The 26,423-nt window shown below is 46.1% G+C and carries 31 protein-coding genes and 1 pseudogene; 26 read left to right on the plus strand and 6 right to left on the minus strand.

Annotation, left to right across the window (positions count from 1 at the left end; genetic code table 11):
* Positions 1-86 precede the first annotated feature (86 nt).
* Positions 87-1,685 carry an L-aspartate oxidase gene (nadB, locus tag C8R34_RS00355; protein ID WP_110336719.1) on the plus strand — a complete coding sequence of 533 codons (1,599 nt, stop codon included), beginning with the start codon at positions 87-89 and terminating at the stop codon, positions 1,683-1,685.
* Positions 1,686-1,698: 13 nt separating this feature from the next.
* Here nadB and C8R34_RS00360 read toward each other — a convergent pair whose 3' ends face one another.
* Positions 1,699-2,172 carry a PepSY-like domain-containing protein gene (locus C8R34_RS00360; RefSeq protein WP_110337128.1) on the minus strand — a complete coding sequence of 158 codons (474 nt, stop codon included), beginning with the start codon at positions 2,170-2,172 and terminating at the stop codon, positions 1,699-1,701.
* 264 nt (positions 2,173-2,436) lie between these two features.
* On the opposite strand from C8R34_RS00360, the gene C8R34_RS00365 reads away from it, so the two are divergent.
* The 6 genes from C8R34_RS00365 (at position 2,437) to C8R34_RS00395 (ending at position 8,290) form a co-directional block, all read left to right on the plus strand.
* Entirely contained in the window at positions 2,437-2,751 is a 315-nt protein-coding gene (locus C8R34_RS00365) for a BolA family transcriptional regulator (protein ID WP_110336721.1), read from the plus strand.
* Between the two features lie 361 nt (positions 2,752-3,112).
* Positions 3,113-3,583, plus strand: a complete 471-nt coding sequence (locus C8R34_RS00370) for a hypothetical protein (RefSeq protein WP_110336723.1) — start codon at positions 3,113-3,115, stop codon at positions 3,581-3,583.
* A gap of 414 nt (positions 3,584-3,997) precedes the next feature.
* On the plus strand, positions 3,998-4,918 hold the full coding sequence (locus C8R34_RS00380) for a branched-chain amino acid transaminase (RefSeq protein WP_110336725.1): 921 nt from the start codon (positions 3,998-4,000) through the stop codon (positions 4,916-4,918).
* A 24-nt stretch (positions 4,919-4,942) separates the two neighbouring features.
* Positions 4,943-5,152: a zinc-finger domain-containing protein gene (locus C8R34_RS00385; RefSeq protein WP_110336727.1), complete on the plus strand. Its 210-nt coding sequence runs from the start codon at positions 4,943-4,945 to the stop codon at positions 5,150-5,152.
* Between the two features lie 98 nt (positions 5,153-5,250).
* A complete protein-coding gene (locus C8R34_RS00390; protein WP_110336729.1) occupies positions 5,251-6,627 on the plus strand; it encodes a phosphomannomutase/phosphoglucomutase in 1,377 nt (458 codons plus the stop codon).
* A gap of 31 nt (positions 6,628-6,658) precedes the next feature.
* The gene (locus C8R34_RS00395) at positions 6,659-8,290 is read left to right on the plus strand and encodes an NAD+ synthase (RefSeq protein ID WP_110336731.1); all 1,632 of its coding nucleotides are present in this window, start codon (positions 6,659-6,661) and stop codon (positions 8,288-8,290) included.
* 78 nt (positions 8,291-8,368) lie between these two features.
* Here C8R34_RS00395 and C8R34_RS17320 read toward each other — a convergent pair whose 3' ends face one another.
* Positions 8,369-8,458, minus strand: a complete 90-nt coding sequence (locus C8R34_RS17320; protein WP_375342109.1) for a PEP-CTERM sorting domain-containing protein — start codon at positions 8,456-8,458, stop codon at positions 8,369-8,371.
* 53 nt (positions 8,459-8,511) lie between these two features.
* Positions 8,512-8,772 (minus strand): hypothetical protein, encoded by a 261-nt coding sequence (locus tag C8R34_RS00400; RefSeq protein WP_110336733.1) that lies wholly within the window; start codon positions 8,770-8,772, stop codon positions 8,512-8,514.
* A gap of 231 nt (positions 8,773-9,003) precedes the next feature.
* On the opposite strand from C8R34_RS00400, the gene C8R34_RS00405 reads away from it, so the two are divergent.
* The 6 genes from C8R34_RS00405 to C8R34_RS00430 all read left to right on the plus strand — a co-directional run bounded on the left by C8R34_RS00405 (position 9,004) and on the right by C8R34_RS00430 (position 14,845).
* Complete coding sequence (locus tag C8R34_RS00405) at positions 9,004-10,518, plus strand: M48 family metalloprotease (protein WP_110336735.1); 1,515 nt, start codon at positions 9,004-9,006, stop codon at positions 10,516-10,518.
* A 71-nt stretch (positions 10,519-10,589) separates the two neighbouring features.
* Entirely contained in the window at positions 10,590-11,735 is a 1,146-nt protein-coding gene (locus tag C8R34_RS00410; protein WP_110336737.1) for an efflux RND transporter periplasmic adaptor subunit, read from the plus strand.
* Positions 11,735-12,493: an ABC transporter ATP-binding protein gene (locus C8R34_RS00415; protein ID WP_110336739.1), complete on the plus strand. Its 759-nt coding sequence runs from the start codon at positions 11,735-11,737 to the stop codon at positions 12,491-12,493. Before C8R34_RS00410 ends, C8R34_RS00415 begins: the two co-directional genes overlap by 1 nt.
* A 63-nt stretch (positions 12,494-12,556) precedes the next feature.
* Positions 12,557-13,780: an ABC transporter permease gene (locus C8R34_RS00420; protein ID WP_110336741.1), complete on the plus strand. Its 1,224-nt coding sequence runs from the start codon at positions 12,557-12,559 to the stop codon at positions 13,778-13,780.
* Positions 13,781-13,845: 65 nt separating this feature from the next.
* Positions 13,846-14,463 carry an exopolysaccharide biosynthesis protein gene (locus tag C8R34_RS00425; protein WP_110336743.1) on the plus strand — a complete coding sequence of 206 codons (618 nt, stop codon included), beginning with the start codon at positions 13,846-13,848 and terminating at the stop codon, positions 14,461-14,463.
* Positions 14,464-14,476: 13 nt separating this feature from the next.
* Positions 14,477-14,845 carry a DUF393 domain-containing protein gene (locus C8R34_RS00430; protein WP_110336745.1) on the plus strand — a complete coding sequence of 123 codons (369 nt, stop codon included), beginning with the start codon at positions 14,477-14,479 and terminating at the stop codon, positions 14,843-14,845.
* Between the two features lie 39 nt (positions 14,846-14,884).
* On the opposite strand, the gene pyrC is transcribed toward C8R34_RS00430, so the two are convergent.
* Together pyrC and rsmI are read right to left on the minus strand one after the other, a co-directional pair.
* Positions 14,885-15,922 carry a dihydroorotase gene (gene pyrC, locus C8R34_RS00435; protein WP_110336747.1) on the minus strand — a complete coding sequence of 346 codons (1,038 nt, stop codon included), beginning with the start codon at positions 15,920-15,922 and terminating at the stop codon, positions 14,885-14,887.
* A 50-nt stretch (positions 15,923-15,972) separates the two neighbouring features.
* Positions 15,973-16,821, minus strand: a complete 849-nt coding sequence (gene rsmI / locus C8R34_RS00440; protein WP_110336749.1) for a 16S rRNA (cytidine(1402)-2'-O)-methyltransferase — start codon at positions 16,819-16,821, stop codon at positions 15,973-15,975.
* Positions 16,822-16,831: 10 nt separating this feature from the next.
* Between rsmI and C8R34_RS00445 the strand changes: the two genes are divergently transcribed.
* Both C8R34_RS00445 and C8R34_RS00450 read left to right on the plus strand, forming a co-directional pair.
* Positions 16,832-17,947 carry a penicillin-binding protein activator gene (locus tag C8R34_RS00445; protein ID WP_110336751.1) on the plus strand — a complete coding sequence of 372 codons (1,116 nt, stop codon included), beginning with the start codon at positions 16,832-16,834 and terminating at the stop codon, positions 17,945-17,947.
* A complete protein-coding gene (locus C8R34_RS00450) occupies positions 17,934-18,272 on the plus strand; it encodes a YraN family protein (protein WP_110336753.1) in 339 nt (112 codons plus the stop codon). Before C8R34_RS00445 ends, C8R34_RS00450 begins: the two co-directional genes overlap by 14 nt.
* Before the next feature lie 7 nt (positions 18,273-18,279).
* Here C8R34_RS00450 and C8R34_RS00455 read toward each other — a convergent pair whose 3' ends face one another.
* The gene (locus tag C8R34_RS00455; protein ID WP_110336755.1) at positions 18,280-19,020 is read right to left on the minus strand and encodes a pteridine reductase; all 741 of its coding nucleotides are present in this window, start codon (positions 19,018-19,020) and stop codon (positions 18,280-18,282) included.
* A gap of 87 nt (positions 19,021-19,107) precedes the next feature.
* On the opposite strand from C8R34_RS00455, the gene C8R34_RS00460 reads away from it, so the two are divergent.
* From C8R34_RS00460 to tatB, 11 genes and pseudogenes are all read left to right on the plus strand, one after another.
* The gene (locus tag C8R34_RS00460) at positions 19,108-20,295 is read left to right on the plus strand and encodes a class I SAM-dependent methyltransferase (protein WP_110336757.1); all 1,188 of its coding nucleotides are present in this window, start codon (positions 19,108-19,110) and stop codon (positions 20,293-20,295) included.
* A 65-nt stretch (positions 20,296-20,360) separates the two neighbouring features.
* The gene (hisC, locus tag C8R34_RS00465) at positions 20,361-21,446 is read left to right on the plus strand and encodes a histidinol-phosphate transaminase (protein WP_110336759.1); all 1,086 of its coding nucleotides are present in this window, start codon (positions 20,361-20,363) and stop codon (positions 21,444-21,446) included.
* Positions 21,447-21,487: 41 nt separating this feature from the next.
* Positions 21,488-22,075, plus strand: coding sequence for an imidazoleglycerol-phosphate dehydratase HisB (gene hisB, locus C8R34_RS00470; protein ID WP_110336761.1), 588 nt, complete (start codon positions 21,488-21,490; stop codon positions 22,073-22,075).
* 26 nt (positions 22,076-22,101) lie between these two features.
* Positions 22,102-22,746 carry an imidazole glycerol phosphate synthase subunit HisH gene (gene hisH / locus C8R34_RS00475; RefSeq protein ID WP_110336763.1) on the plus strand — a complete coding sequence of 215 codons (645 nt, stop codon included), beginning with the start codon at positions 22,102-22,104 and terminating at the stop codon, positions 22,744-22,746.
* Between the two features lie 54 nt (positions 22,747-22,800).
* A complete protein-coding gene (hisA, locus tag C8R34_RS00480) occupies positions 22,801-23,556 on the plus strand; it encodes a 1-(5-phosphoribosyl)-5-[(5-phosphoribosylamino)methylideneamino]imidazole-4-carboxamide isomerase (protein ID WP_110336765.1) in 756 nt (251 codons plus the stop codon).
* A gap of 71 nt (positions 23,557-23,627) precedes the next feature.
* Complete coding sequence (gene hisF / locus C8R34_RS00485) at positions 23,628-24,407, plus strand: imidazole glycerol phosphate synthase subunit HisF (protein WP_110336767.1); 780 nt, start codon at positions 23,628-23,630, stop codon at positions 24,405-24,407.
* 50 nt (positions 24,408-24,457) lie between these two features.
* Positions 24,458-24,850 carry a phosphoribosyl-AMP cyclohydrolase gene (gene hisI / locus C8R34_RS00490; protein WP_110336769.1) on the plus strand — a complete coding sequence of 131 codons (393 nt, stop codon included), beginning with the start codon at positions 24,458-24,460 and terminating at the stop codon, positions 24,848-24,850.
* On the plus strand, positions 24,847-25,173 hold the full coding sequence (locus C8R34_RS00495; protein WP_110336771.1) for a phosphoribosyl-ATP diphosphatase: 327 nt from the start codon (positions 24,847-24,849) through the stop codon (positions 25,171-25,173). Before hisI ends, C8R34_RS00495 begins: the two co-directional genes overlap by 4 nt.
* Positions 25,174-25,176: 3 nt before the next feature.
* Positions 25,177-25,527: a histidine triad nucleotide-binding protein gene (locus tag C8R34_RS00500; protein ID WP_110336773.1), complete on the plus strand. Its 351-nt coding sequence runs from the start codon at positions 25,177-25,179 to the stop codon at positions 25,525-25,527.
* Between the two features lie 34 nt (positions 25,528-25,561).
* A pseudogene (gene tatA, locus C8R34_RS16750) lies at positions 25,562-25,714 on the plus strand (Sec-independent protein translocase subunit TatA); the annotation flags it as partial.
* A gap of 317 nt (positions 25,715-26,031) precedes the next feature.
* The gene (gene tatB, locus C8R34_RS00510; RefSeq protein WP_110336777.1) at positions 26,032-26,421 is read left to right on the plus strand and encodes a Sec-independent protein translocase protein TatB; all 390 of its coding nucleotides are present in this window, start codon (positions 26,032-26,034) and stop codon (positions 26,419-26,421) included.
* Positions 26,422-26,423 lie beyond the last annotated feature (2 nt).

A 26,423-nucleotide genomic window follows, 5' to 3' on the forward strand; every position in this document is an offset into this window, starting at 1 on the left:
TGTGAATAAAGACATGAAGCATATTGAGTCTGCTATTATTGGACGAATACGCAACGCTTCCATTATTGAGAGTCGAATTCAGTTTAATGTCCAACAATTATTTTGATACACTTATTATCGGTAGTGGGTTAGCTGGATTCGCGCTTGCACTCCACTTAGCGCAACACAAAAAAGTCTGCATAGTAACCAAACAAACGGCTGATTCAGGTGCCAGCTCATGGGCACAAGGTGGTATTGCAGCAGCGTTATCAACTGATGATTCACCATCAAAGCATGTTCAGGATACGTTGATAGCCGGAGCTGGTTTATGTGATGAGGAAGTTACTCAATATATTGCCGAGAATGCATCTGAGGCAATACATTGGCTAATCAATCAAGGTGTTGTTTTTACCAGCGATAAAACCAGTGAAACGGGATATCACCTCACTAAAGAAGGTGGCCATAGCTTGCGACGGATTATTCATAGCGGTGATGCAACGGGCAAAGCTGTTCAACAAGCGCTCACCGAAAAAATCAGAGCTCACTCGAATATCTGTGTATTGGAACATCATATCGCTATCGATCTGATTACCAACGACAAACTATCAGGTCATACAGACTCACAGCATAGGCGATGCTTTGGTGCTTATATACTCGATAAGCGGAAAGGTAGCGTATATACATTCACTGCACAAAATACCATACTGGCAACAGGCGGCGCCAGCAAAGTGTATCTCTACACCACCAATCCGGACACCGCCACGGGCGACGGCATTGCGATGGGTTGGCGAGCAGGTTGCCGTATCGCCAACATGGAATTTATCCAATTTCATCCAACCTGTCTTTATCATCCTCATGCGAAATCATTTTTAATCAGTGAAGCTGTTCGTGGTGAAGGTGGGTTATTAAAACTTCCCAATGGCGAGCGCTTCATGCCGTGGCATGATCAACGTGCCGAGCTCGCACCCCGTGACATTGTTGCTCGCGCCATCGATTTTGAAATGAAAAAAAGAGGACTAGATTGTGTTTATCTGGATATATCGCATAAACCAGCCAGCTTTCTAAAGCAGCACTTTCCCACTATACACGCTCGATGCTTAGAATTAGGTATTGATATAACTAAAGAATCGATTCCTGTCGTACCAGCTGCACATTACACTTGCGGTGGCGTTGTTACTGATAAAAATGGCAAAACTGACCTAGATAATCTCTATGCCATTGGAGAAACCGCACACACCGGACTACATGGTGCCAATCGATTAGCAAGCAACTCTTTATTGGAATGCTTAGTGCTGGCCCAAGCTGCAGGGAACGACATTGCCAATCAGCCCGTTAATCCATTACCCAAACTACCTGATTGGGATGAAAGCCGTGTTATCGATGCCGATGAAGAAATTGTCATTGCGCACAATTGGGATGAATTGCGTCGTTTCATGTGGAGTTATGTCGGCATTGTACGCACAACAAAACGATTACAACGTGCTCAACGCAGAATTGAACTCTTACGCGAAGAAATCAATGAGTACTATACAAACTTTCGGGTTACCAGCGACTTATTAGAATTGCGCAATCTCGTTGATAGCGCCGACTTAATCGTGAGAAGCGCAATGTTGCGTCATGAAAGTCGAGGATTACATTACAGTAAGGACTATCCGGATACATTATCTGTTGCCCGAAATACTATATTGCAAAAAGAAACCCAATAAAACACTATTGGCCTTAATCCTGCTCGATTTTCAAGATTTTTCCATTAGCATCCAATTCAAGTTCGAGTTTTTTTCCTTCCGTCTTGATTTCTACCTCATAAACAGTAACCGTTCCATCTGGTTTTATCACTCTTTCTGCATCTTCAATGGTCGCTTGCGGATATGCCTTGGTAATGGCCTGAATTATTGGTTCTGGCAGTGTCTTGACGTCGAGAGTTTCTTCAATTTGTAGAATCACTCCAGCGGAGTCATACGTAATCTCATATTCTCTGCCGTTTTCCTTGTATTCCACTTCATAAATGGCTTTACCTTCGATCATCCCCTTTTCGAATTCCACTTCTTTGGCATTTGGATAAGCTTTTTCAAAAGCTTCGAGTACTGCTTTGGGCACCTGATGTTGACTGACTTTTTTTTCACTCGCATTCGCTGGACCGAATGCTATCAAAAAGATGATCGATATCGTTGTAATCCAAAATTGCGTTTTCATAAGATCTCCTTTGGCTAGAACCAAATATGTGCTGATTAAAATCCGTTGATCCATTGACATTCTTTGAACGCGATCGAAGAGACCGTAACGAAAAAATTCGTTACCTTCTGTCTACTCTATAGCTAAATAATTGTCAATTAGCACAGCTAAGATTGAGATGGCGGAGATAGCTTTAGGACAGGTGAATCGAAATCGGATATGCTAGCATAGGCTACATGGATTCTTGCAAAAGAAACAATGAAACGATATTAAAGTAATCTTATTATGCATATAAAAAATTCTATCGAAACCAAGCTTCAAGCATTGCAACCACAGTTCATGGAAGTAACCAATGAAAGTCACATGCACAATGTGCCGAAGGGGTCAGAAACTCATTTCAAGGTGACTATCGTTTCTGAGAAATTTAATGGAAAAATGCTTTTAGCTCGTCATCGGATGATTAACACTATTCTGACTGATGAGCTTACTCATTCTATCCATGCCCTCGTTCTGCGCACAATGACTATGGAAGAATGGTTTGAAGAAAACGGGATGTCCAATAATTCTCCACCATGCCTTGGGGGTTCAATATTGAGATAATTCCGCAACAATAGCTCTTTAACAGGTTATTGAACCGTCGAATTAATCAGGGTTTTTGCTGCTGATTGGAGTTTCCGGACGGAATAAAATATTGCATAGGGAAGCCACCCTATACTGAGCTAGATCCGATTCTGTGGACGGGTATCTCCATCATTCTTAGCCTACTATTGCGAATAGCGAATTGAACCCCTTTCTTATTTATATTCAATCCTTGCGTTCTTTTTAATGTGGTTAAACTGTGATCTTTCTTGGAACCATTTATACCTTTTAATTATATTTTTAATAGGGCTCCCAATAGTCTATTCAAAAATAAAATGTATGGATGACTGATTTACTTTTATTACAACGAAGGAGAAGCAGTATGGCTAATTCCACATTCAAAGGTTTGATCTTAATTACTTCATTTTTTCTGGCGACTACATCGTTGGCTTTAGCCGTTTCTCTCACGCCCCAATCGCCAAATCTATACATTCTGCAGGGTAACGATCTGCGAATAACCTACTCGACAACAAGTTTTGATGGAAAACCCCAGCTTAATTATGATGACGGAATTACGACCAAGTCTTTCAGAGGTGATGAGATCAGAAAGGTTGGAACGGAACTTGGCACTCTGGTTAGCGTAACAATCCGAACAACTGTTAATTCAGGATCAACCACTTTTACAATCCTTATTCCACAGATTAATCTCGATTCGACAATGGAAGCAAATATCAAGACAGAAAGTATTATCACCAGGCATAAGGCCATTACCCCTAGCAGTCTGAACTATGGTCAATTAGATTCTTATAAGCTCGTCGTGTTAAGTGGTACAGCAAGTTTGGTATATTTTTGACATAAAATTTGCCTTGTACAAACCTGTGCCGCGCCAGCGCGGCAATATCAGTCATTCCAATCCACAAATTCTCAATGCCATTCTGTATGTTACCGAACATGGCTGTAAATGACGCGAATTACCCAACCGCTTCAGTAACTGGCATACCACCTATACTCGAATAAACTGATGGCAACCTGACAAGTATCGGGGATGATCTTCAAGCGTTCGGCCCGATGTCCATAACAAATGCAATTAGTCTTTTTGGCAACACAAGCCGCGACCTGTGCCGATCAACCGCATCAGAAGGCATTGAGAGCGATTCTTTTGTAGCTGGCTGCGCAACAAACTGGTGATGATTATGCTGCCATGATTCAACGTCACCTTAAAAATAAGTTAGAATATACGCTTTAGAATTTTATCGGGAGTTCCTGAATGTCAATGGCTGACCGTGATGGTGTAATCTGGTATGACGGGAAGATGGTTCCGTGGCGGGATGCCAATACACATGTGTTAACCCATACCCTGCATTATGGTTTGGGTGTGTTTGAAGGACTACGTGCTTATGAAACTGCACAAGGGCCTGCAATATTTCGTTTGCAAGAACATACCGATCGCCTATTTAACTCGGCGCATATCTTCATGATGAAAATGCCTTACGACAAGGCCACCTTGATGCAAGCGCAGTGTGATGTCGTCAAGCAAAATAAATTATCATCCGGCTATATCCGTCCGATCGCTTTTTATGGTGCTGAAGCCATGGGACTCTCCGCTAAAACACTGTCCACGCATGTTGCCATCGCCGCTTGGCCATGGGGTACGTACCTGGGCCCTGAAGCCCTCGAGAACGGTATTCGCGTCAAAACTGCATCGTTCACCCGCCACCATGTCAATATCAATATGTGCCGCGCAAAATCAGTCACCACTTATGCCAATTCCATTCTGGCCAATCAAGAAGTTGCATTGAATGGATATGATGAAGCGCTACTATTGGATGTCGAAGGCTATGTGGCGGAAGGATCCGGAGAAAATATTTTTATTGTTAAGCAAGGAAAAATATTTACCCCTGATTTGACGTCATGTCTGGAAGGAATCACCCGCGCCTCGGTGATTGAATTAGCTGCGGAAATCGGCATTCCAGTCATCGAGAAACGCATTACCCGTGATGAAATTTATTGTGCTGACGAGGCCTTCTTCACGGGCACCGCTGCTGAAGTGACGCCAATCCGCGAATTGGATAACCGTATCATAGGACCCGGTAAACGTGGGCCTATTACCGCGCAAATACAAACCATGTTCTTTGATTGTGTGAAAGGTCGAGCTAAAAATCATGCGAATTGGCTTACTTTGGTTTAATAAGTTATATTGGAGTTAGTTTTTATGAATCAACAAGTAGATAACAAAGCACGTGAAATCGAAATAACAACCGACGACTTACCATTGCATTGTCCTATGCCATCCATGATATTGTGGAATTCGCATCCGCGGGTTTTTCTTCCGATAGAAGAAACTGGTGAAATCTTATGTCCTTATTGTGGTACACACTACACCCTCAAAGGCGGTGCTATCCCAGAGCATTGGGATCACTGAGATATCAATTACTTTCCCGAGAAAACACGCACTACGTCGATGAATTCGATTACCCGTTATTTTTTATCAATGATTTCCTACTTTATAGCAATTAAATTATGCGTGTAATCCCTCATGAAATCTTTAAGGCTTATGATATTCGTGGCATTGTTGGCAAAACGATCACCGCTGAAAATGTTGAAAAAATTGGACACGCCATTGGTTCCGAGGCACGCGCCCGAAAACTGACATCCATAGCCATCGGCCGTGACGGCAGATTATCGGGAACCGAACTATCCCAGGCGCTGGCGCGCGGTATCCAAAAAAGTGGCGTCGATGTAATAGATGTCGGCATGGTGGCGACACCCATGCTCTATTATGCGGCGCATGAATTATGTCAGTATTCCGGTGTGATGGTCACCGGCAGCCATAATCCACCTGAATATAATGGCTTCAAAATTGTACTGGGTGGTCAAACCCTGGCGGCAGAGACTATTCAGGCTCTGCGTTTACGCATAGAAAATAACGATCTCACTGACGGCACAGGCAATTATTCCGAACATAACATCGTCAATGCGTATCTGGAGCGCATCACCAACGACATCAAACTCACCCGCCCGATCAAAATTGTGGTTGATTGCGGTAATGGCGTGGCTGGCGCATTTGCACCGGCGCTCTACCGTGGCTTGGGCTGTGAAGTGACCGAGCTATTCTGCGATGTGGATGGTACTTTTCCCAACCACCATCCCGATCCATCAGTACCGGATAATCTGCGCGATGTGATTCAAGCACTGAAAACGACTGATGCAGAAATTGGGCTCGCTTTTGATGGCGATGGCGATCGACTCGGCATTGTAACCAAAGACGGCAACATTATTAACGCTGACCGTCAATTGATGCTATTTGCAGCCGACGTGCTATCGCGCAATCCCGGTGGCAAAGTTATCTTCGACGTGAAATGCACCCGCAATCTGGCGCCGTGGATCAGTCAGCATGGCGGCACACCGATCATGTGGAAGACCGGTCACTCTTTCATCAAAGCCAAGCTTATCGAGGAGAAAGCCTTGTTAGCCGGTGAAATGAGCGGACACTTGTTTTTCAAGGAACGCTGGTATGGCTTTGATGACGGCCTGTACGCCGGTGCGCGGCTACTGGAGCTGCTGACTCGCGTAGCAGATATCAATGCCACGCTCAATAGTCTCCCTGACAGTCTCAACACCCCGGAATTACAGGTGCGCACGGCTGAAGGAGAAAATCACGCACTGATCGCACAATTACAACAAAATGCGGTTTTTAACAATGCACAACAAGTCGTCACCATCGATGGCTTGCGCGTTGAATACAATGACGGATTCGGTTTGGCACGCGCATCGAATACTACACCGGTCATCGTATTACGCTTTGAGGCCGATAACGAATCGGCCTTAAAGCGCATTCAGGAAGATTTCCGTCACAACATCCTGCAGGCCAAACCAGGTGCGCAACTTCCTTTTTAGCTGAAAACAGCACCCATACGTTCGACACATCATGCGCATTGCGATTGCTCAGATTAATTGCACCGTGGGTAATATTGCAGGGAACACTGCAAAGATACTGGAAGCTGTCGAGCAAGCGAAACGGGCTGGCGCCCAGTTGCTCATAACCCCGGAGCTGGCGCTCTCTGGATATCCTCCTGTTGATTTATTATTGCGCGAAACTTTCTGTCAATCGTGCAATGATGCGCTGACAGCGCTGGTAAAAGCGATTGACGGCATCACACTGATCGTGGGTCATCCAAGATTCCAGGACGGCAAACTGTATAACACCGCATCGGTGATTCGCAACGGTGAAATCATCCATGCCTATCACAAAAGAGTTCTCAGCAAATCGCCCTTCTTTAATGAAGCCTACTATTTCGACAGCGGTTCTGAGCCTTGCGTATTTGAATTGGCCGGCATTCAATTCGGCATACAGATCTGCACTGACTTTTGGCTAGGTCATTTATGCACCGCAGAGGATTACTCCAATCCAGATATTTTATTAGTGCTGAACGCTTCGGCATATCATATCAATAAGCAAGTCTCTCGTTATCAAGCCACACACGAATTTATTAAGCGCACCGGCATCTCCGTTATCCACACTAATCTGGTGGGCGGACAGGATGAATTGGTTTTTGATGGCGCTTCTTTTGCGATGAATCGGCATGGGGAGCTCACACACCAACTGGATGAATTTGTTGAAACCATTGAATTAGTCGATATTCACGACAGACAACCAATCAGAGGCAAGCTAGTCGCACCGCAATCTCCGGTCGCCAGCGTCTATCAGGCATTATGCTTGGGCGTTAAAGACTATATCGATAAAAATGGCTTCCCTGGCGTACTGCTGGGGCTTTCCGGCGGTGTTGATTCGGCATTGACCCTGGCAATTGCCGTCGACGCACTCGGGGCGGACAAGGTTAAAACCGTCATGCTGCCTTCGCAATATACCGCCGACATCAGCCTGGAAGATGCCAATACAATGGCTGAATTATTGAGTGTCAAACATTACGAGTGCAGTATCCAACCCCTGTTTGATCAATTTCTGGCAAAAATCGAACATGATTTCCAAATTCTTCCTGACCCCACTGGGGCAAACACCATGCCGGAGAATTTACAAGCACGCATACGCGGCACATTATTAATGGCGCTCTCCAATCATTCGGGTTCGATCGTGCTGACTACCGGCAACAAATCCGAGGTGGCAGTCGGCTATTGCACGCTATACGGCGATATGGCAGGCGGCTTTGCGGTACTGAAGGATGTCAGTAAAACCATGGTGTATCAATTGTGTGAATACCGCAATCAAATCAGCCCGATCATTCCCGAGCGCATCATCCATCGCCAGCCTTCCGCTGAACTGCGGCACAATCAAACGGACCAGGATACTTTGCCGCCCTACGAAGTTCTGGACGCGATTATCGAAGCCTACGTCGAAAAGGACTTTTCACCGGCTGAAATTATCGCCTTGAATTACAACGCCGCAGACGTCAACAGAATCATTCAATTGATTCATCAGAATGAATATAAACGCCGCCAAGCACCGCCGGGAATTCGCATCACGCACTGCGATTTCGGCACCGCGTGGTTTTACCCCATTACATCCAATTATCAGGGCTGGTCTACTTTACTAGCTGAATAAATTTGCTCCGCGCACCCTGCACCTAGCCCCGCGGCAAAATCACAGGAAATCGCAAGTTAAAAGTGTAGTTCTTAAACATTAGCAATTACATTTCTTTGTGTGGTGAATCGCAAATCCTACAAGCACTAAGCCAGAGATCAGCATTGCATAGACTTCAGGTTCTGGTATCGCACTTACTACCGCTTGAAATGTTGCGCTTACATTTGCATCATCATTGAAAGTTAGATACCGCCATGGGAAAAACCAACGGTATTTACGGTATTATTTACGAAGAATCGAGTAGGCGTTGTAAACGTGAGATTACCAACATCTGAAATGTTAATGGAAGCGGCAATCGTAAAATCTGCATCAAAAAACAAGGTGCCATCGAGATTTCCTGATCCATGGTCTGCGTAAGTGAATGTAATGGCGGCTGAGAAAGCATTATTGATCGGCAATACGAATGCCGTGATTAGTCCAGCAATAAAAAATATTCGTTTCATATGCTTCTCCTCTTTTTTGTCAAACTGATCTGGCACTCAAATAAGAGCGTGCATTTAAGCATAAGAAAATAAAATATAATTCTAGAATTAGAGCTATGCCATGCATGGACACCTTATCAATTTATATAATCAGACATAAAGAATTACAATTCACAAGAAACCATCGCTTAATCAGTCAATCCAATTTGGAAATCACCGGTTTCGATAAAAATTTTGCTACTAGCTTTAGTCATGAAATTAATCTGCCTGATCATTGCGTTATCGCTCCTGTTTCCGGCAAGCAGTTTCGCACATGAGTTACCCGATCTGGGTGACGTGTCGCAAGCGACCATAACGCCGCATCAGGAGCGCCAAATCGGGCTGCAGATCATGCGCCAGATTCGTGCCGACCCTAGTTATTTGGACGATCCTGAGATAGCAATTTATCTGAGCAATCTCGGGCATAAGTTGATTGCCAATTCCGATGAAGCCAGTATCGGTCAGTCATTTGAATTTTTTGCCGTACAGGATTCGTCCATCAATGCATTCGCTTTGCCGGGCGGGTTCATGGGATTCAATAGCGGGCTCATTGTCGCCGCACAAAGCGAATCCGAACTGGCTGCGGTGATGTCGCACGAAATCGCGCATGTGACACAGAAACACCTGGCGCGCATGATCGCTTCCCAAAAATATGACTGGATTAAATCAATCGCCGCATTGGCAGTGGCCATTATTGCGTCGCGCGCCAATTCGCAAGCCAGCCAAGCGGTACTCGTTGCTTCCCAGGCCAGTATGATTCAATCAAAACTGGACTTTACCCGCAAACATGAAAGGGAAGCCGACCGTATCGGTCTGAATATCTTGTTGGACGCCGGATTTGATCCGCAAGGCATGTCCGCTTTTTTTGAACGCTTGCAACGTGCCGGGCGCTTTCATGAAAACGGCGCACCGTCCTATCTGCGCACTCACCCGATTACTTATGAACGTATCGCCGACATCCAGAACCGCACCCGCGAAATGTCGTACCGCCAGGTTCCGGATAGCATCGATTTTTTACTGGTACGTGCCAAATTGCGCGCCCTACAAGGAAAGCCGCATGATGCAGTCGTGCAATTCAAAACACGCTTGGATGAGAAACGTTATAGCAATGAAGTGGTTGAACGCTATGGCTATATCCATGCACTATTGCGCGACAAAAAAAACAAACAAGCCGACATCGAATTGGCTCATTTGTATCAGTTGCTGCAGATCAGTCCTTCCGCACCTATTCTGACCGACCATGTGTTAGGGAAAACCGTACGTGTCGAATATAAAAACATTATCGCCGGCGCCATGATTGAAACACTCTCGGCCAGTGTGAAACTGGCAAATGGGCGGATCACCGAGGCGTTCAACACGTATGAAAATGCATTAAAGGTCTATCCGCAGCACCGTGCGTTGATGCATGGCTATGCCCAGGCTTTAATCCAAAACAAGCAAACTGAAATAGCGCTGGAATTTATCAACAAGCAATTGCAACTCATTCAAAATGATGTTCAATTGTTTAACCTACAGGCCCAATGCTATGCCTTATTAGGTGATAGAATGCTCAAGCACCGCGCACTGGCCGAGTCATACATGTTGAAAGGACACTACGCAGGCGCTATCGATCAGTTGCAAACCGCACTGAAAAGCAGCAATGGGAATTTTTATCAGTTATCGAGCGTGGAAGCACGCTTGAAACAAGTACAGGCGCTCAAGGCGGAAGAAGAAAAAGAGGAAAAATAAAGCATCGTGGCAAAATCCAGCCTACACTTTCTCCATCAATATTAGTTTTCGGATCTAACCAAGTACCTTAAATGTTTACTGTCAGCACCAAACAGATCGTCATTGCTTTAATTATGATTGTTGCCACTGCCGTCTATTGGTACAGCGGTGGACAGAAGGAATCTAAAACCAGTCAATATAAAACCCGCACAATCGAACGCGGCGACATCATACAAACCATTTCTGCCAACGGTACCCTTACCCCCGTTGTGCTGGTCAACGTCGGTACGCAGGTTTCGGGTACCGTGGCTAAGTTGTATGCGGACTATAACGATGAAGTAAAAGTCGGGCAGATATTGATGGAACTGGATCCGGCCTTATTTCGCGCGCAATTACAGCAATCCAAAGCGAATCTTCTCAACGCACAGGTCACGTTAAAAATTGCCGAAAGCAAGCTGAAGCGCCACCGGCTGCTAAAAGAACGGGATTTTGTTTCACTCGAAGCATTGCAAGCTATTGAACAGGAAACCGAGGCAGCCCGCGCGCAATTGGCTGTCAGCAAGGCCCAAGTGGACCGCGACCAGACCAATCTGAATTACAGTGTAATCCGCTCACCGATATCGGGTGTCGTCATTGCACGCGATGTCGATATCGGCCAAACGGTAGCGGCCAATTTCCAGACACCGACACTGTTTCAGATCGCCAAGGATCTGCGGCAAATGCAAGTCAACATCAGTGTGGCAGAAGCCGATATCGGCCAGTTACACATCGGCCAGTTGATCAATTTCACGGTCGATGCCTTCCAGCAGCGCAAATTTACCGGTACCGTCGGACAGATTCGTCTGAATCCGACCATCCTGGAAAATGTCGTCACTTATAACGTTGTCGCACTGGTCAATAACGATGATGGCGCATTATTACCCGGCATGACGGCGAATATTCATTTTGTGGTTACACAAAAAAACGATGTCTTGCGTGTGCCTAACGCCGCTTTACGCTTCCAACCCAAGAGCACGGAACCCAGTGAAGGCGGCAAACCCGGCAAACCTGCGAACCAGCCAACGCTCTATCTGTTGTCGCAAGATCAACCCACACCTGTTCATGTCGCTGCCGGCATTACCGATGGCAATTTCACCGAAATCATCGACGGTGAAATACAGGTAGGCGATAAAGTGATCATCAGTGAAGTCGTCAATAAAAAAGAAGCCGAAAGCAAATTTAAGTTAAGAGTATTCTGATGTCGTCGATTCAGGCCACGCACTCTGCCAATCCACTCATTCAAATAGAAAATCTTTGCAAGAGTTATAGTTTGCAAGATGCTAACGGCAAAACCATCACCACTCAGGTTTTATTCAATATCAATTTGACCATCAACCAGGGCGAATTCGTCGCCATTATGGGACATTCCGGTTCGGGCAAATCCACACTGATGAACATACTGGGTTGCTTGGATACGCCGACGAGCGGTTCGTATTGGTTATCCGGAAGAAATGTCGCCGCACTTTCCAGTAATGAATTGGCGCATGTTCGCAATCAAAGCATTGGTTTCGTATTTCAGGGATTTAACCTGCTCAAGCGTATGACGGCTTTGGATAACGTGGCAACGCCACTGCTGTACGCGGGTGTCAACCGCGCCAATAGCCGTAAGCAGGCGTTAGAATTTCTGCGCCGTACCGGACTGGAAAATTTTGCCATGCACCAGCCCAATCAACTTTCCGGCGGTCAGCAACAACGTGTCGCTATCAGCCGTGCACTGATCAATCACCCACCATTGATCTTGGCGGATGAACCAACAGGCAATCTCGATACACAAACCAGTAGTGAAATTATGTTGTTGTTTGAACAACTCAATCGCGATCAAGGCATCACCATCGTACTGGTGACGCATGAAGACGATATCGCGGCGTACGCAAAACGCTTAATTCGCTTAAAGGACGGACACATCATTGTTGACAAAAACAACACAGTTGCAACAACTTTGCATGAAGTTACATGATTTCAGTTGGTTTAATGATTATTCAGAATTATATTCTGTTCATGATCCGCTCCTATTGACATCATGAACTTGTTTGCCATTATCGGTGAAGCATTGCGTGCCCTGCGCCAGAATCGGTTACGCAGCGGATTAACCATGCTGGGCATGATCATTGGTGTAGCCGCTGTGGTGCTCATGCTATCCATCGGTCAAGGCGCGCGAACCAAAATCAATGAAACCATCGCGGCGATGGGTAGCAATCTATTTATCGTAGTTCCGGGCGCCACCTCTTCCGGCGGGTTCAGTTTTGGCAGCGGCAGCATCAGAACCTTAACCATCAATGATGCTTATGCCATTGCAGAGTTATCGTCCATCAGCGCCACTGCACCTATCACTAGCGGAACCGTGCAGCTCAATTACGCCGCCAAGAATTGGAGCACCATCATCACAGGTACCACACCGAATTATTTTGCGGTCGGTAACTGGAAAATGGAATCGGGCACAGCCTTTACAGAGTCCGATCTGCGTTCAGCCGCCCGCTTGGCTGTTCTAGGCTCTGTCACAGCGAAAAACCTGTTCGGCGATGAAGATCCGATTGGAAAAACCATCCGTATTACCAATCGCCCTTTTATGGTTGCCGGCGTACTGATGGCCAAAGGTCAAAGTTTGACCGGGCGCGATCAGGACGACGCGGTTTTCATACCGATCACAACCAGCGAAAGACAGGTTACCGGTAATCAGTTTCCCGGTTCCATCCGATATATGCTGGTACAAGCGAAATCAGCGGATGATATGGATATTGCTGAAATAGAAATTACCCAATTACTACGCCAGCGTCACCGCATTGCACAAGGCAAAGAAAATGATTTCACGGTGCGCAATTTAACGGCTATTGCGGATGTTGCAACCGATGCGGCAAAAGTCATGTCGATTGTATTAGGCGCAATTGCCTCAGTTTCTTTATTGGTAGGTGGAATCGGTATTATGAACATCATGTTGGTTTCTGTGACTGAACGCACGCGTGAAATTGGTATTCGTATGGCCATTGGCGCCAATCAGCGTGCAATTTTGACGCAATTTCTGCTAGAAGCGATGATGATCTGTATTATGGGTGGATTGATCGGTTTGTTATTGGGTATTGGCGGCGCCTGGCTAGTCAGCCAATTCGCTGACATGCTGATCGTGATTACGCTGGGCATGATTGGGCTGGCCTTTTTATTTTCTTCGGCAATTGGCATATTTTTTGGTTTTTATCCCGCTAAGAAGGCCGCTTCGCTAAAACCGGTTGATGCGTTGCGATATGAATAGTTTGCTTGGCAGGCCGTTAGATTTTGTGTATTGAGTCATATTCACTGTAGAAAAAGGAGTAACTCATGACAGTCAAAGAAAAAGAGCGCCCCACTTCCGATTTCCTGGCCATTGTCGTGGTAGAAAATAAACAAGAAGCCATGACAGTCGGTGAAATCAAGAATGCACTGCATGAGCGTGGTTTTGGCATCTTAATGGCCATTGCCGCCCTTCCGATTTGTCTACCGGTACCTGTTCCACCAGGCTATACCACACTGTTTTCTATCCCCTTATTCATTTTCTCGATACAAATGGTTCTCGGTATGCGAGCACCTTGGCTACCGGCTTGGATTGAAAAAAAATGCATTCAACGCGTCCATCTGGAGAAAATAGTAGCCAAGGCAAATCCATGGCTCAAGAAACTTGAAAATCGCATGCAACCACGCATGACTTATATCGGCGTGCATACGTGGGAAAGAATCATCGGTATTTTTTCCTTTGTTTTTGCGCTCTCCATATCGCTGCCGCTACCCTTGACCAATTTCCCGCCAGGTTGCGGAATATTGATCATGTCGCTGGGGCTTCTCAACAGAGATGGCGTCACCATACTGATCGGCATGATGATTGGAACCATCGGGATAGGTATTACAATGATTGTTCTGGTCATGCTGTGGATGGGAATGTCGATGCCGTCGTTTTATTAAGCCCGGGTTGCCAATGCCTACTAAAGTCTATTACAACAGCGCTTGTCCGGTTTGCAATGCGGGAATCAAAGATCAGCGCCAGCGCATGGAGAAATGTGGTGTTAGCGATATTGAGTGGGTGGATGTACATAACAACCCGACGGCGGCTGCAGAAGTAAACGATTCGCTCGAACAAGTTCGCGAGCGCTTGCACGTCAAAAATGACAACAACGAACTTAATGTCGGTATCGATGCATTCATTGCGCTCTGGCAGCAAACGCCGGGGCAACGCTGGCTGGCGCAGGTGTTTAAATTGCCGATTATCAGGCCGCTTGCACGTGTCGCTTATAACGGGTTTGCACGCCTACTCTATCTTTGGAATCGAGCGTTAAAACACTGGTAAGTTCTTTTGTCTGCACCGATTCGTGCGTATTTCCCGGCGTTACGTCAGCCTCCAAGTCAAGCCGGTGTTCGCATAAAGCGGTATCAGTTTTTCTCCCGCAAACTCGAAATATTCCGGCACAATCCAACGGTCTTTTTTCAGTGTAATAACATCTTTATTGCGCGGCAGTTGATAGAAATCCGCACCATGAAAACTGGCGAAAGCTTCCAATTTTTCCAACGCGCCGGCTTGCTCAAATGCTGTCGCATATAATTCAATGGCTGCATGCGCAGTAAAAATCCCTGCACAACCACAGGCATTCTCTTTATTGGCTTGCGAATGCGGTGCACTGTCGGTACCCAGAAAAAATTTGGGATTGCCACTGGTAGCTGCTTCCAGCAAGGCTTGCCGATGAGTTTCACGCTTCAATATCGGTAGGCAAAAGTAATGTGGTCGGATGCCGCCCTGAAAGATCGCGTTACGATTCAGCAACAGATGATGCGCTGTAATCGTGGCGGCGATAGCATTGGATGTTTGTTTGACAAACGCCACCGCATCGCGAGTGGTGACATGTTCAAACACGATGCGTAAATTTGGAAAACGCTGTGTCAGTGGCGCAAGTATTCGGTCGATGAAAGCTTTCTCTTTATCAAACACATCCACATCAGGATCCGTCACTTCACCATGCACCAACAATGGTAGATCATTTTGTTCCATGGCGTCCAAGGTAGCGTAGCATTTGGTGATATCGGTCACCCCGGCATCCGAATTCGTCGTTGCACCCGCCGGATACAATTTCACACCATGTACCACCCCGCTCGCTTTAGCCCGGATGACTTCTGCAGGCGGCGTATTATCCGTCAGATAAAGGGTCATCAATGGCTCAAAACCGGATTGCAGCGTTGCCGGCAAAGCCGCCAGTATGCGTGCGCGGTACGCCAGCGCCGTATCAGTTGTCACTACCGGCGGTTTAAGGTTCGGCATGATAATGGCACGTGCAAATTGCTTGGCGCTATGCGGCAATACGGCATGCATTTGCTCGCCATCGCGCACATGCAAGTGCCAGTCGTCGGGGCGGGTGATGGTTATACTGTCCACGATTAATCCGGAGTATGTTGAAATGGCGGCATTATATCTCAGCCAACATGCTATTTCGGTTGTTTCAATGCCAGCGCAAGTTGGTACAGCGCATTCTTATTTTCACCGGTAATTTCGGTGGTCAGCTTAACCGCTTGCTTTAGTGGCAGTTCGGCCAACAAGCATTGCAGTGTATGTTGGGCCTGCTCACCGATCTCAGTTTTCTCCAGGATTTCTGCGCCTGACACGATCAAAACAAATTCACCTTTCTGCTGATTGGCATCTGCCTGTAGCCAGGCATATACCGTTTCCAGTGTCCCGTCATGAATGGTCTCGAATAATTTGGTTAATTCCCGGGCAATGATCATTTGGCGTCGTGGGCCAAAGATATCCACCATATCAGCCACACATTCCAGAATCCGATGCGGCGCCTCATAAAATATCAACGTACACGATTGCGACTTCAGCGCTGTCAATTCACGTTTGCGCAATCCGGTTTTGTTAGGGAGAAAACCATAAAATAGAAAATGCGGATGCACGATTCCGGCCGCTGACATCGCACAAATGGCTGCATTGGCGCCGGGAATCGGAATGACGGAAAAGCCTTGCTCCCGCACGCGCCTAACCAGAATCGCACCGGGATCAGAAATACCGGGAGTACCCGCATCCGTCACCAGTGCGACGCTTTTTCCAGCATCCAGTAGTGTTAATATTTTGTCTGCAACGACCGTTTCATTGTGCTGATGCAAGCTGATCAACTTTGCTGTGATAGCATGCATCGCCAACAAATGTTTGGAATTTTGTACATGTTCAGCCGCAACCACATCAACTTTTGCCAATATGTCTAATGCGCGCAAGCTAATATCGTTTAAATTTCCTATTGGTGTAGCAACCACATATAATGCTTTTTTTTCCAGCATAATCCTCACTATGCAACATTTTTTTATAATTGCTCTGACAATCATTTCGCTGTCTGTTAGCCCAGTGGCAACGGCTACTGATTCAATGGTGCGTTTGCAGTGGGGAAATGCGTCAGAGCCTCAACTTGTGCATCATATTGCACTACTTCTACCGTTAGAATCCCCTTCATTTGCAGAAGCCGCCAATATGGTCAAAGAAGGGTTTGTTGCTGCTACCATGCGCGAACAACCCTTACCATACGTCATCCGATTATATGCCACGACAGACGATCCCCTGGATATTTTCATTACCTATCAGCAGGCGTTGGCTGCCGGCGCCGTATTCGTCGTCGGACCGCTTACCCGGGATGGTGTCTCGGCCATGGCGTCCAGTAAAATTCTGGAAGTGCCTACACTGGCATTAAATACCGTCGACAATTCAGTGACTTTACCGTCCAAGCTGTATTTGTTTGGCTTACAGATGGAAACGGAAGCCAGTCAAATCGCAGAATTGGCTTTAACCAGCGGAAAAAACCATGCCATCATCATCAGCGATGATGGCGCGTTATCCAAACGTTTGCAAACTGCCTTTGCGGAACGCTGGCACAGTGAAGATGGTAGAACCGCCGAATCATTGCGCTATACGGAAGACCCAGCCAAACTCCAGCAGCTTCGTGGTTTGACAACCGGCCAGGATCGCTTAATTTTCCTTGCTTTGGATGCTGCAAAATCACGCGCACTACGCACATACCTTAATCCCGATGTTCCCGTGTATGCCACCTCGCAAGTTTTCATAGGTGACGATAACTTTCTGTTTAACAATGATCTGAATGGCATTCAGTTTGTGGACATGCCATGGTTATTACAACCCGATCACCCTGCTGTCATGGCCTATCGCCACACCGATAAAGCCCGCAGTACCGATATGAAACGCCTGTATGCGTTGGGCATCGATGCTTTTCGTTTGATGACCCATCTGTTGCAACCGCAATCTGTCTACGACGTTGCTTTCGACGGAGTAACCGGTCACATCCATTTTGTGCCGCCCAACCAATTCGTACGTGAACCTGTCGCTGCTCAGTTTGAGCAAGGTAAACTACAACTCATCAACCAGCCGAAAGACACCACATTTCATGAAGGGCAGTGATGCCGAGCAAGTGGCCGTATCATACCTGCAAAGCCATCGCCTAACTCTAGTGGCAAAAAATTACCATTGTCGCTTTGGAGAAATTGATCTGATCATGCGTGACGGAGCCACCCTGGTATTTGTTGAAGTGCGCATGCGCGCAAATGAATTTTTTGGCGGTGCTGCCGCCAGTATCACGCCAGCCAAACAAGCTAAGCTATTGCACACCGCGCGGCATTATTTGTCCGAACTCAATACCGAACCGCCCTGCCGCTTTGATGCATTGCTGCTGACAGGTGCAGATGGGAAGAAAATTGAATGGATCAAAAATGCGTTTGGCGAATGATGAATCATCATAGATGGATACTGCGCCCGCCATCCACCGCAATGATCTGTCCGGTGATATAAGGAGCATCGGCAATCAGAAACTGTACGGTTTTAGCGATATCATCCGGTTCGCCGCAGCGTTTGAGCAAAGTGCTGGCAATAATCTGTTGGCGCGCCGCTTCATCAGTCCATTCCCCATCTTCCGGCCATAAGATAGGCCCCGGCGAAACGCCATTGACACGCACTTCCGGCGCCATTTCCACGGCCAGCGACTTGGTCAGTGATAATAACCCGCCTTTGGCGGCATTGTAGATGACATAGTTTTTTAGAGGTCGTTCGGTATGAATATCGACAATGTTAATAATGCAACCACATTGTTTTTTCAGATAAGGCGCTACGGCCTGGGATAAAAACAATGGCGCTTGCAAATTACTGCCGGCCAGATCAATCCAATCTTTCAGCGTACATTGATCCAGTGGCGTCGGGAAAAAGCTGGAAGCATTATTAATCAATACATCCAGTTGTCCAAAACGCTTTGCTGCTTTTTCAACCAAGTCGGACAACAACTCTGTATCTAGCAAATCCGCTTGCACGAGTGCCACTGAATTGGGGCGTTTTTGATTCAATTCATTTTGCAAAGCGCTCGCCTCATCCAATGAAGAACGATAATGCACGACCATATTCGCACCTTGTGTGTGCAACCTGCGACAAATGGCAGCCCCTACTCGCTTTGCCCCACCAGTAATCAATATCACTTTCCCCTGCACATACACCTCCTTCAAAACATTGAGTGCTGCTACACTACGGCTTGACCGACAATCGCCATTTGCAATTTACCATAAACGTCCTTTTTTATGTCTTTACATGCATCTCTACCACTCGCCAGTGAATCTGCACTCGCACATAGCCATTCGCTACAAACACTAATTCGGGATCGGATTCATACTGCAGACGGTTGGATTTCCTTCGAGCAATTTATGAACTTGGCGCTGTATGCACCAGGAATGGGGTATTACACCTGTGGAACAACCAAATTAGGCAGTGCAGGTGATTTTGTCACCGCACCGGAAATTTCTCCGTTGTTTGGTCGCACGTTGGCACAACAAGTGCTGCAGATTTCCCGGCAAATTAACCGAGCGGATATTCTTGAATTTGGCGCCGGATCCGGCAAACTGGCACTGGATTTGCTGTTGGAGCTGGAAAAATTAGATGCTTTACCGAATAAATACTTCATTCTTGAAGTCAGTGCCGAACTACGTCAGCGACAACACATGCTGTTTGCCAGCAAGGCGCCTCATCTTGAACATTTGCTGGAATGGTTGGAGCAATTACCTAGCCAATTTGATGGCGTCATTCTTGCCAATGAAGTACTCGATGCCATGCCGATCCATATCGTGACATGGCATAACAATACGTTGTATGAGCGCGGTGTCATTTGGGAAAACGACCAATTCGCGTGGCAGGATCGCCCCATCCACAATGCAGAACTTCATGATAGCGCCAGCCAATTAATACCGCTGGTAAATCCCAATAATGACTTGATTCACCCCTATGTCAGCGAAATCAATCTCGCCGCCACTTACTTCATGCGCAGCCTAGCAAGCATTCTGCATCAAGGTGTTATCTTATTGATTGATTATGGTTTTGGTCGCACCGAATACTATCATCCTCAACGCAATCAAGGTACGCTAATGTGCCATTATCGCCATTATGCGCATAACGATCCATTCTACTTGCCTGGCCTGCAGGATATCACCTGCCACGTGGACTTCAGTGCGATAACTCGCGCTGCGGAAGATGCTGGATTACTGCTTGCGGGTTACACTACACAGGCACATTTCCTGATTAATTGTGGTATCACCAAAATTCTGGCACAAACATCTTCTGAAGACAGCAGTAATTACTTACCGCAAGCGAATCAACTGCAAAAACTGGTCAGCCCGGCTGAAATGGGTGAGTTATTTAAGGTCATCGCCTTCGAGAAGAATTTTTCGGAATCATTGATCGGGTTCAGGAGCAGGGATATGAGCCGCTTACTGTAAATAATTCAACAAAATTGAATTCTCACTCTCAACTTTAAACCTGCGTTGGGTTAGAATAAACGGCTATGTCTATTTTTCATAACCCAGATCAAATTATCCGTCCGGAAATTCTCGCGCTGTCAGCTTATCATGTGCCGCCCGCTACAGGCATGATCAAGCTGGATGCCATGGAAAACCCCTATCCGCTACCACCCGTTTTGCGTGATGAGATTGCGCAATTAACGATGCATGCGCCCGTCAATCGTTATCCTGATGCCAGTGCCATTTCACTGAAGGCAACATTGCGTCAGGCGCTGGCTATTACTGACGATATGGATATTCTGCTGGGCAATGGATCGGATGAGATTATCCAAATCATTGCCATGGCGATTGCCAAACCGAATGCAGTACTAATGAGCGTTGAACCCGCATTTGTCATGTTTCGGATGATTGCCACATTCGCAAATATCCAATATGTCGGCGTACCGCTAAAAAAAGACTTCACGCTTGATCCGGAGGCCATGTTAGCAGCCATTGCAACGCACAAACCAGCCGTTATTTTCTTAGCCTATCCCAATAACCCAACTGGGAATTTATTTAATGCCGATGCCATTGTGCGCATCATTCAGGCAACTTCCGGCATAGTGGTTATCGATGAAGCCTACCATGCTTTTGCCGATGCCAGTTTAATGGATAGACTAGCGCAATACCCCAACCTGTTATTAATGCGCACACTATCCAAATTAGGATTGGCTGGCTTACGATTGGGTCTATTGGTAGGCCGACGTGAATGGTTAGTGCAGTTTGAAAAGATGCGTTTACCTTATAATGTTGGCATAATGACGCAACTAATCGCGGAAAAGGTATTGCATCACACTCATGTGCTATTGGAACAAGCAGAAGCTATCAAATCAGAACGTACCAAAATGAATGCATATCTTGGTACAATCAGCGGCATAGAAGTATTTCCTTCGGATGCTAATTTTATTCTGTTCCGTATCCATGCGGCCAGCCAGATCTTTCAGGCACTTAAGCAGCGGAAAATACTCATAAAAAACCTTGATGGTACGCACCCATTATTAGAAAATTGTCTACGTGTAACAGTAGGTACACCTGATGAAAACGCACAGTTTTGCGCAACATTGCATGCCATACTTAGTGAAACAGCTTAAAACTCACTCACAATCCCCGTATTAATCAAAAACTTTATTCTATGCGCCAAGCACAGGTAACAAGAAATACGCTGGAAACTCAAATCGGCATCAATCTGAATTTAGATGGAACAGGCAAGTCCGTTTTAAATTCAGGGATACCTTTTCTGGATCACATGCTTGATCAGATTACCCGTCATGGCATGATTGACCTTGAAATTACTGCCAAGGGCGATTTGCATATCGACGCACACCACACCGTTGAAGATATTGGTATCACGCTCGGTCAAGCTTTTACTCAGGCAGTGGGCGACAAGAAAGGGTTGCGCCGCTATGGCCATGCCTATGTGCCCCTTGATGAAGCATTATCACGTGTCGTCATTGATTTATCCGGACGCCCGGGCCTGGTATTCAATGTCGACTTTGTGCGAGCGCGCATTGGTGATTTTGATGCTGACCTTATCCACGAATTTTTCCAGGGATTCATCAATCACGCTCTGGTAACCCTGCATATTGACAATCTGTCGGGAAAAAACGCACACCATCAGGCTGAAACCATATTCAAGGCATTTGGGCGGGCGCTGCGTGTGGCGATTGAACATGATCCTGGCGCAGTCGGTATTATTCCATCCACCAAAGGCACTTTATAAGTAACCTTGTTCATAAACATCATCGTATGACTGATATCGCAATTGTTGATTATGGAATGGGAAATTTGCGTTCCGTACATAAAGCGCTTGAACATGTTGCACCAACCGTCTCGACTACCGTTACCAGCGACCCGGATATCGTGCGGAAAGCGAAAAAGATTGTAGTACCCGGACAAGGCGCCATGCGCAATTGTATGCATGAGCTTGAGACTCGCGGATTGCGTGAAGCCGTCATGGAGGCGGCTGCAGACAAACCATTTCTTGGCATCTGTCTCGGTCTGCAAATGTTGTTCGAAGAAAGTGAAGAAGGAAATGTCAAAGGTTTAAACATTCTGCCCGGCAAGGTTGTACACTTTCCTGCCGCAGTCATGAAAACAGCGGATGGGCAGAAACTTAAAGTACCCCATATGGGCTGGAATCAAGTTTATCAAGCTATTAAACACCCTTTATGGGAAGGTATTGCGGCAGATGCACGTTTTTATTTTGTACATAGCTATTATGTTGAGACTACTGATGCCGTATCAATTGCTGCACATAGCAATTATCCTTTTCCATTTACTTGTGCCGTTGCAAAGGATAATATTTTCGCAGTACAGTTTCATCCCGAGAAAAGCCAATTAGCAGGATTGACACTATTGAGTAATTTTGCCAAATGGACACCACATTTCTAAAGCCAAGAAGTAATAAACCAACTCTATTAATCAACTATTAATTCTGATTAAGCTATGCTGATTATTCCTGCAATAGATCTTAAAGATGGACATTGTGTTCGACTCAAACAAGGGGTTATGGAAGATGCCACGGTATTTTCCGAAGCACCTGCTGAGATGGCAGCACATTGGTTAAGTCAAGGCGCACGCAGACTTCATCTTGTCGATTTAAACGGTGCATTTGCCGGCAAACCAAGAAATGAAGCGGCGATACGTGATATTGTATCGGCCATTGATGGTCAAATTCCAATTCAATTAGGCGGTGGTATCCGCGATCTCGATACCATTGAGCGTTATCTGGATGATGGCATCACCTACATCATTATTGGTACCGCAGCCATTAAAATACCTGGTTTTCTGCAGGATGCCTGTAATGCTTTTCCAGGTCAGATCATGGTCGGATTGGATGCGAAAGATGGCAAGGTAGCCGTCGATGGCTGGTCAAAAATCACCGGACATGACGTCGTTGATCTGGCTAAAAAATTTGAAGACTACGGCGTAGAAGCCATTATCTACACGGATATCGGCAGGGATGGCATGCTCAATGGCGTCAACATCAAGGCGACCGTTGAATTGGCCAGAGAGCTCACGATACCGGTCATCGCCAGCGGCGGCATTACCAATATTGATGATGTCCATAAATTGTGTGAAATTGAATCAGAAGGCATCATGGGCGCCATCACGGGACGCGCAATCTATGAGGGTTCTCTGGATTTCAAAGAAGCTCAGATATTGGCCGACAAGCTCAGCAAAGATAGCGGTATTTCATAACACAGACGCTACGACTGCACACTCACAATTCATTATCTTTCTCTTATTTTCACAATCGGCTTTTAAATCTGATGAGCCTCGCTAAACGAATCATTCCATGCTTGGATGTAACCAACGGACGTGTTGTTAAAGGCGTTAATTTTGTCGAACTGCGCGACGCCGGCGACCCGGTGGAAATTTCGCGTCGTTATGACGAGCAAGGCGCCGATGAACTCACTTTCCTGGACATCACAGCCAGTTCTGATAATCGTGATCTCATTCTACACATCATTGAAGATGTCGCTGCTCAGGTATTTATTCCTCTGACCGTGGGGGGTGGCGTGCGCCAGGTCGACGATGTCCGTCGCCTACTCAATGCCGGTGCCGACAAGGTCAGTATCAACACATCCGCGGTTCTGAATCCGCAGCTAGTGGCCGATGCATCGGATCATTATGGTTCTCAATGCATTGTGGTGGCAATTGACGCAAAACAGGTGAATTCACCCGATAGCCTGCCGCGCTGGGAAGTTTTTACGCATGGTGGACGTAAAGCCACGGGCATTGATGCGATTGAATGGGCAAAAAAAATGCAATCCTTAGGAGCCGGTGAAATTTTACTCACTAGTATGGACAGGGATGGTACGCGCAATGGTTTTGATATCGCTTTGACACACGCTGTTTCAGATGCAATTGACATACCGGTTATTGCCAGTGGCGGCGTTGGCAATCTGGATCATCTGGTTGGCGGTATCCTGCAAGGTCACGCAGATGCAGTGTTGGCGGCCAGCATTTTTCACTATGGTGAATTTACTGTGCAACAAGCCAAGCAGTATATGGCACAACATGGTATTGAAGTACGCTTATCATGTTAAGATTGCTGGCAAAATCTATCACTTAAACGTTACGAACGTGTTACCTAATTATGCCTCCTGATACTTGGCTTAACAAAATCAACTGGTCTGAAGATGGCCTGATACCAGTAATCGCTCAGGAAGCTGATAGTGGTAAGATTCTCATGTTTGCTTGGATGAATCGAGAAGCACTCAAGCTGACTGTGGAAAAACATGAGGCGGTATACTGGTCGCGCTCCCGCAAAAAATTGTGGCATAAAGGTGAAGAATCCGGCCATATCCAAAAAATAAAAGATATTTACCTTGACTGTGATGAGGATGTATTACTCCTCATCGTAGAGCAGGTAGGCGGTATTGCATGCCATACCGGCAGACATAATTGTTTTTTTCAGAAACTGGAAGGCAATGAATGGATTGTCGCGGCTCCCGTAATCAAAGACCCGGAAGAAATTTATAATAAATGACTGATTTAAGCATTCTCAGCCGCTTGGCGGAAACCATTGAAGCACGTAAACTGGCCGATGCGAATAGCTCGTACGTCGCCAAGCTGTTTCATGGAGGGCACGATAAGATACTCAAGAAAATTGCAGAAGAATCTGCTGAAACATTGATGGCATCTAAAGATGGCAATGTCGAGCAAGTCATCTATGAAACCGCTGATTTATGGTTTCACTGCTTGGTATTATTGGCCTATCATGGATTGACGCCTGACGATGTGTTGCAAGAACTGGCAAGGCGTGAAGGTATCTCCGGGATAGAAGAGAAAGCATCGAGAACAATAGGCTAACCTATGGATAACTGTATATTTTGCAAAATAATCAGAAAAGAAATCCCCTGCAATAAAATCTATGAAGATGAAAACATTCTTGCTTTCAATGACATCAATCCCGCCGCACCTGTTCATTTCTTACTGATTCCCAAGTTACATATTGATTCACTCACCGATATTCAAGATAATCATCAGAGTTTATTGGGTAAAATGCTATTATTAGCGCCTAACCTAGCAAAAGAACAAGGTTGTGAAGATGGTTTTCGCACTATTATCAATACTGGGCGTGTAGGTGGACAGGAAGTGTTTCATTTGCACTTCCATATCATCGGTGGCAGGGAGCGCCTGCCTGCAATGATTCATCAAGGCTAGGCTAGTACTCTGTTCCATTTAACAGGAGAAAGTAATGGGTACATTCAGTATTTGGCATTGGATAATTGTATTGATCATTGTCGTTTTGGTATTTGGCACCAAGAAATTACGTAATCTGGGAGGTGACCTGGGAAACGCCATTAAGGGCTTTAAGGATGGGATGAAAGAACCAGAAGCTGAAAATACCACATCCCAATCAAGTCGCACCAACGACCCGATCATCGAAGTTGAAGCAAGGAAGGAAACTTCAACAAGCGCCTTTAAAGAAAGCAGTAGAGAAGAGCACCGTACTCCGACAAGCTTCTCCACGGCACCTACGCAGGCGGATAAAGCCACAACCGAAAACAACACATCGCAATCGACCAGCGTCAATAGTCAAACCACCGACACCGAAGTCAAGGAAAAAACACAAGCTAAGATGTAGATATTTCACAGTTTCTCTAAAATTAAGATCCGACACATTCGAGCTTAATAAACGTTTCATTATCAAAGTTTAGTCACGACATGTTCGATATCAGTTTCATGGAAATACTGGTCATTTCAATCGTTGCGCTGATCGTCATCGGACCGGAGCGGTTACCTACCGTCGCGCGGACATTGGGACATTTATATGGACGCTGCCGGGGCTTCGTTTATAGTGTTAAAACTGACATTCATAATGAAATGCGCATGGAAGAGCTAAAAAAAATGCAATCCTCCGTACAAGATACTGTTCAATCGGTTGAGAATTCAATACGGCAAAGTGTCGATCAGTTGGAAACTACCGTTACTGATGCAAAAAATAATGTAAATCCGTCAGCGAACTTGTTGACACCGCAATCGCACACTGAATCACATCAACCTTCGGGTGTCGGTGAATCTCTACACGATGCCCCCAATCAGGAAAAGAAATAACA

The organism is Nitrosomonas sp. Nm84 (assembly GCF_003201565.1).
In the GTDB taxonomy this organism is placed as follows: domain Bacteria; phylum Pseudomonadota; class Gammaproteobacteria; order Burkholderiales; family Nitrosomonadaceae; genus Nitrosomonas.

Excerpts from the sequence above, each read along its gene's own strand:
- nadB (WP_110336719.1), top strand. The coding sequence starts at position 87 with ATGTCCAACAATTATTTTGATACACTTATTATCGGTAGTGGGTTAGCT.
- C8R34_RS00360 (WP_110337128.1), bottom strand. The coding sequence starts at position 2,172 with ATGAAAACGCAATTTTGGATTACAACGATATCGATCATCTTTTTGATA.
- C8R34_RS00365 (WP_110336721.1), top strand. The coding sequence starts at position 2,437 with ATGCATATAAAAAATTCTATCGAAACCAAGCTTCAAGCATTGCAACCA.
- C8R34_RS00370 (WP_110336723.1), top strand. The coding sequence starts at position 3,113 with ATGGCTAATTCCACATTCAAAGGTTTGATCTTAATTACTTCATTTTTT.
- C8R34_RS00380 (WP_110336725.1), top strand. The coding sequence starts at position 3,998 with ATGTCAATGGCTGACCGTGATGGTGTAATCTGGTATGACGGGAAGATG.
- C8R34_RS00385 (WP_110336727.1), top strand. The coding sequence starts at position 4,943 with ATGAATCAACAAGTAGATAACAAAGCACGTGAAATCGAAATAACAACC.
- C8R34_RS00390 (WP_110336729.1), top strand. The coding sequence starts at position 5,251 with ATGCGTGTAATCCCTCATGAAATCTTTAAGGCTTATGATATTCGTGGC.
- C8R34_RS00395 (WP_110336731.1), top strand. The coding sequence starts at position 6,659 with ATGCGCATTGCGATTGCTCAGATTAATTGCACCGTGGGTAATATTGCA.
- C8R34_RS00400 (WP_110336733.1), bottom strand. The coding sequence starts at position 8,772 with ATGAAACGAATATTTTTTATTGCTGGACTAATCACGGCATTCGTATTG.
- C8R34_RS00405 (WP_110336735.1), top strand. The coding sequence starts at position 9,004 with ATGAAATTAATCTGCCTGATCATTGCGTTATCGCTCCTGTTTCCGGCA.
- C8R34_RS00410 (WP_110336737.1), top strand. The coding sequence starts at position 10,590 with ATGTTTACTGTCAGCACCAAACAGATCGTCATTGCTTTAATTATGATT.
- C8R34_RS00415 (WP_110336739.1), top strand. The coding sequence starts at position 11,735 with ATGTCGTCGATTCAGGCCACGCACTCTGCCAATCCACTCATTCAAATA.
- C8R34_RS00420 (WP_110336741.1), top strand. The coding sequence starts at position 12,557 with ATGAACTTGTTTGCCATTATCGGTGAAGCATTGCGTGCCCTGCGCCAG.
- C8R34_RS00425 (WP_110336743.1), top strand. The coding sequence starts at position 13,846 with ATGACAGTCAAAGAAAAAGAGCGCCCCACTTCCGATTTCCTGGCCATT.
- C8R34_RS00430 (WP_110336745.1), top strand. The coding sequence starts at position 14,477 with ATGCCTACTAAAGTCTATTACAACAGCGCTTGTCCGGTTTGCAATGCG.
- rsmI (WP_110336749.1), bottom strand. The coding sequence starts at position 16,821 with ATGCTGGAAAAAAAAGCATTATATGTGGTTGCTACACCAATAGGAAAT.
- C8R34_RS00445 (WP_110336751.1), top strand. The coding sequence starts at position 16,832 with ATGCAACATTTTTTTATAATTGCTCTGACAATCATTTCGCTGTCTGTT.
- C8R34_RS00450 (WP_110336753.1), top strand. The coding sequence starts at position 17,934 with ATGAAGGGCAGTGATGCCGAGCAAGTGGCCGTATCATACCTGCAAAGC.
- C8R34_RS00460 (WP_110336757.1), top strand. The coding sequence starts at position 19,108 with ATGTCTTTACATGCATCTCTACCACTCGCCAGTGAATCTGCACTCGCA.
- hisC (WP_110336759.1), top strand. The coding sequence starts at position 20,361 with ATGTCTATTTTTCATAACCCAGATCAAATTATCCGTCCGGAAATTCTC.
- hisB (WP_110336761.1), top strand. The coding sequence starts at position 21,488 with ATGCGCCAAGCACAGGTAACAAGAAATACGCTGGAAACTCAAATCGGC.
- hisH (WP_110336763.1), top strand. The coding sequence starts at position 22,102 with ATGACTGATATCGCAATTGTTGATTATGGAATGGGAAATTTGCGTTCC.
- hisA (WP_110336765.1), top strand. The coding sequence starts at position 22,801 with ATGCTGATTATTCCTGCAATAGATCTTAAAGATGGACATTGTGTTCGA.
- hisF (WP_110336767.1), top strand. The coding sequence starts at position 23,628 with ATGAGCCTCGCTAAACGAATCATTCCATGCTTGGATGTAACCAACGGA.
- hisI (WP_110336769.1), top strand. The coding sequence starts at position 24,458 with ATGCCTCCTGATACTTGGCTTAACAAAATCAACTGGTCTGAAGATGGC.
- C8R34_RS00495 (WP_110336771.1), top strand. The coding sequence starts at position 24,847 with ATGACTGATTTAAGCATTCTCAGCCGCTTGGCGGAAACCATTGAAGCA.
- C8R34_RS00500 (WP_110336773.1), top strand. The coding sequence starts at position 25,177 with ATGGATAACTGTATATTTTGCAAAATAATCAGAAAAGAAATCCCCTGC.
- tatB (WP_110336777.1), top strand. The coding sequence starts at position 26,032 with ATGTTCGATATCAGTTTCATGGAAATACTGGTCATTTCAATCGTTGCG.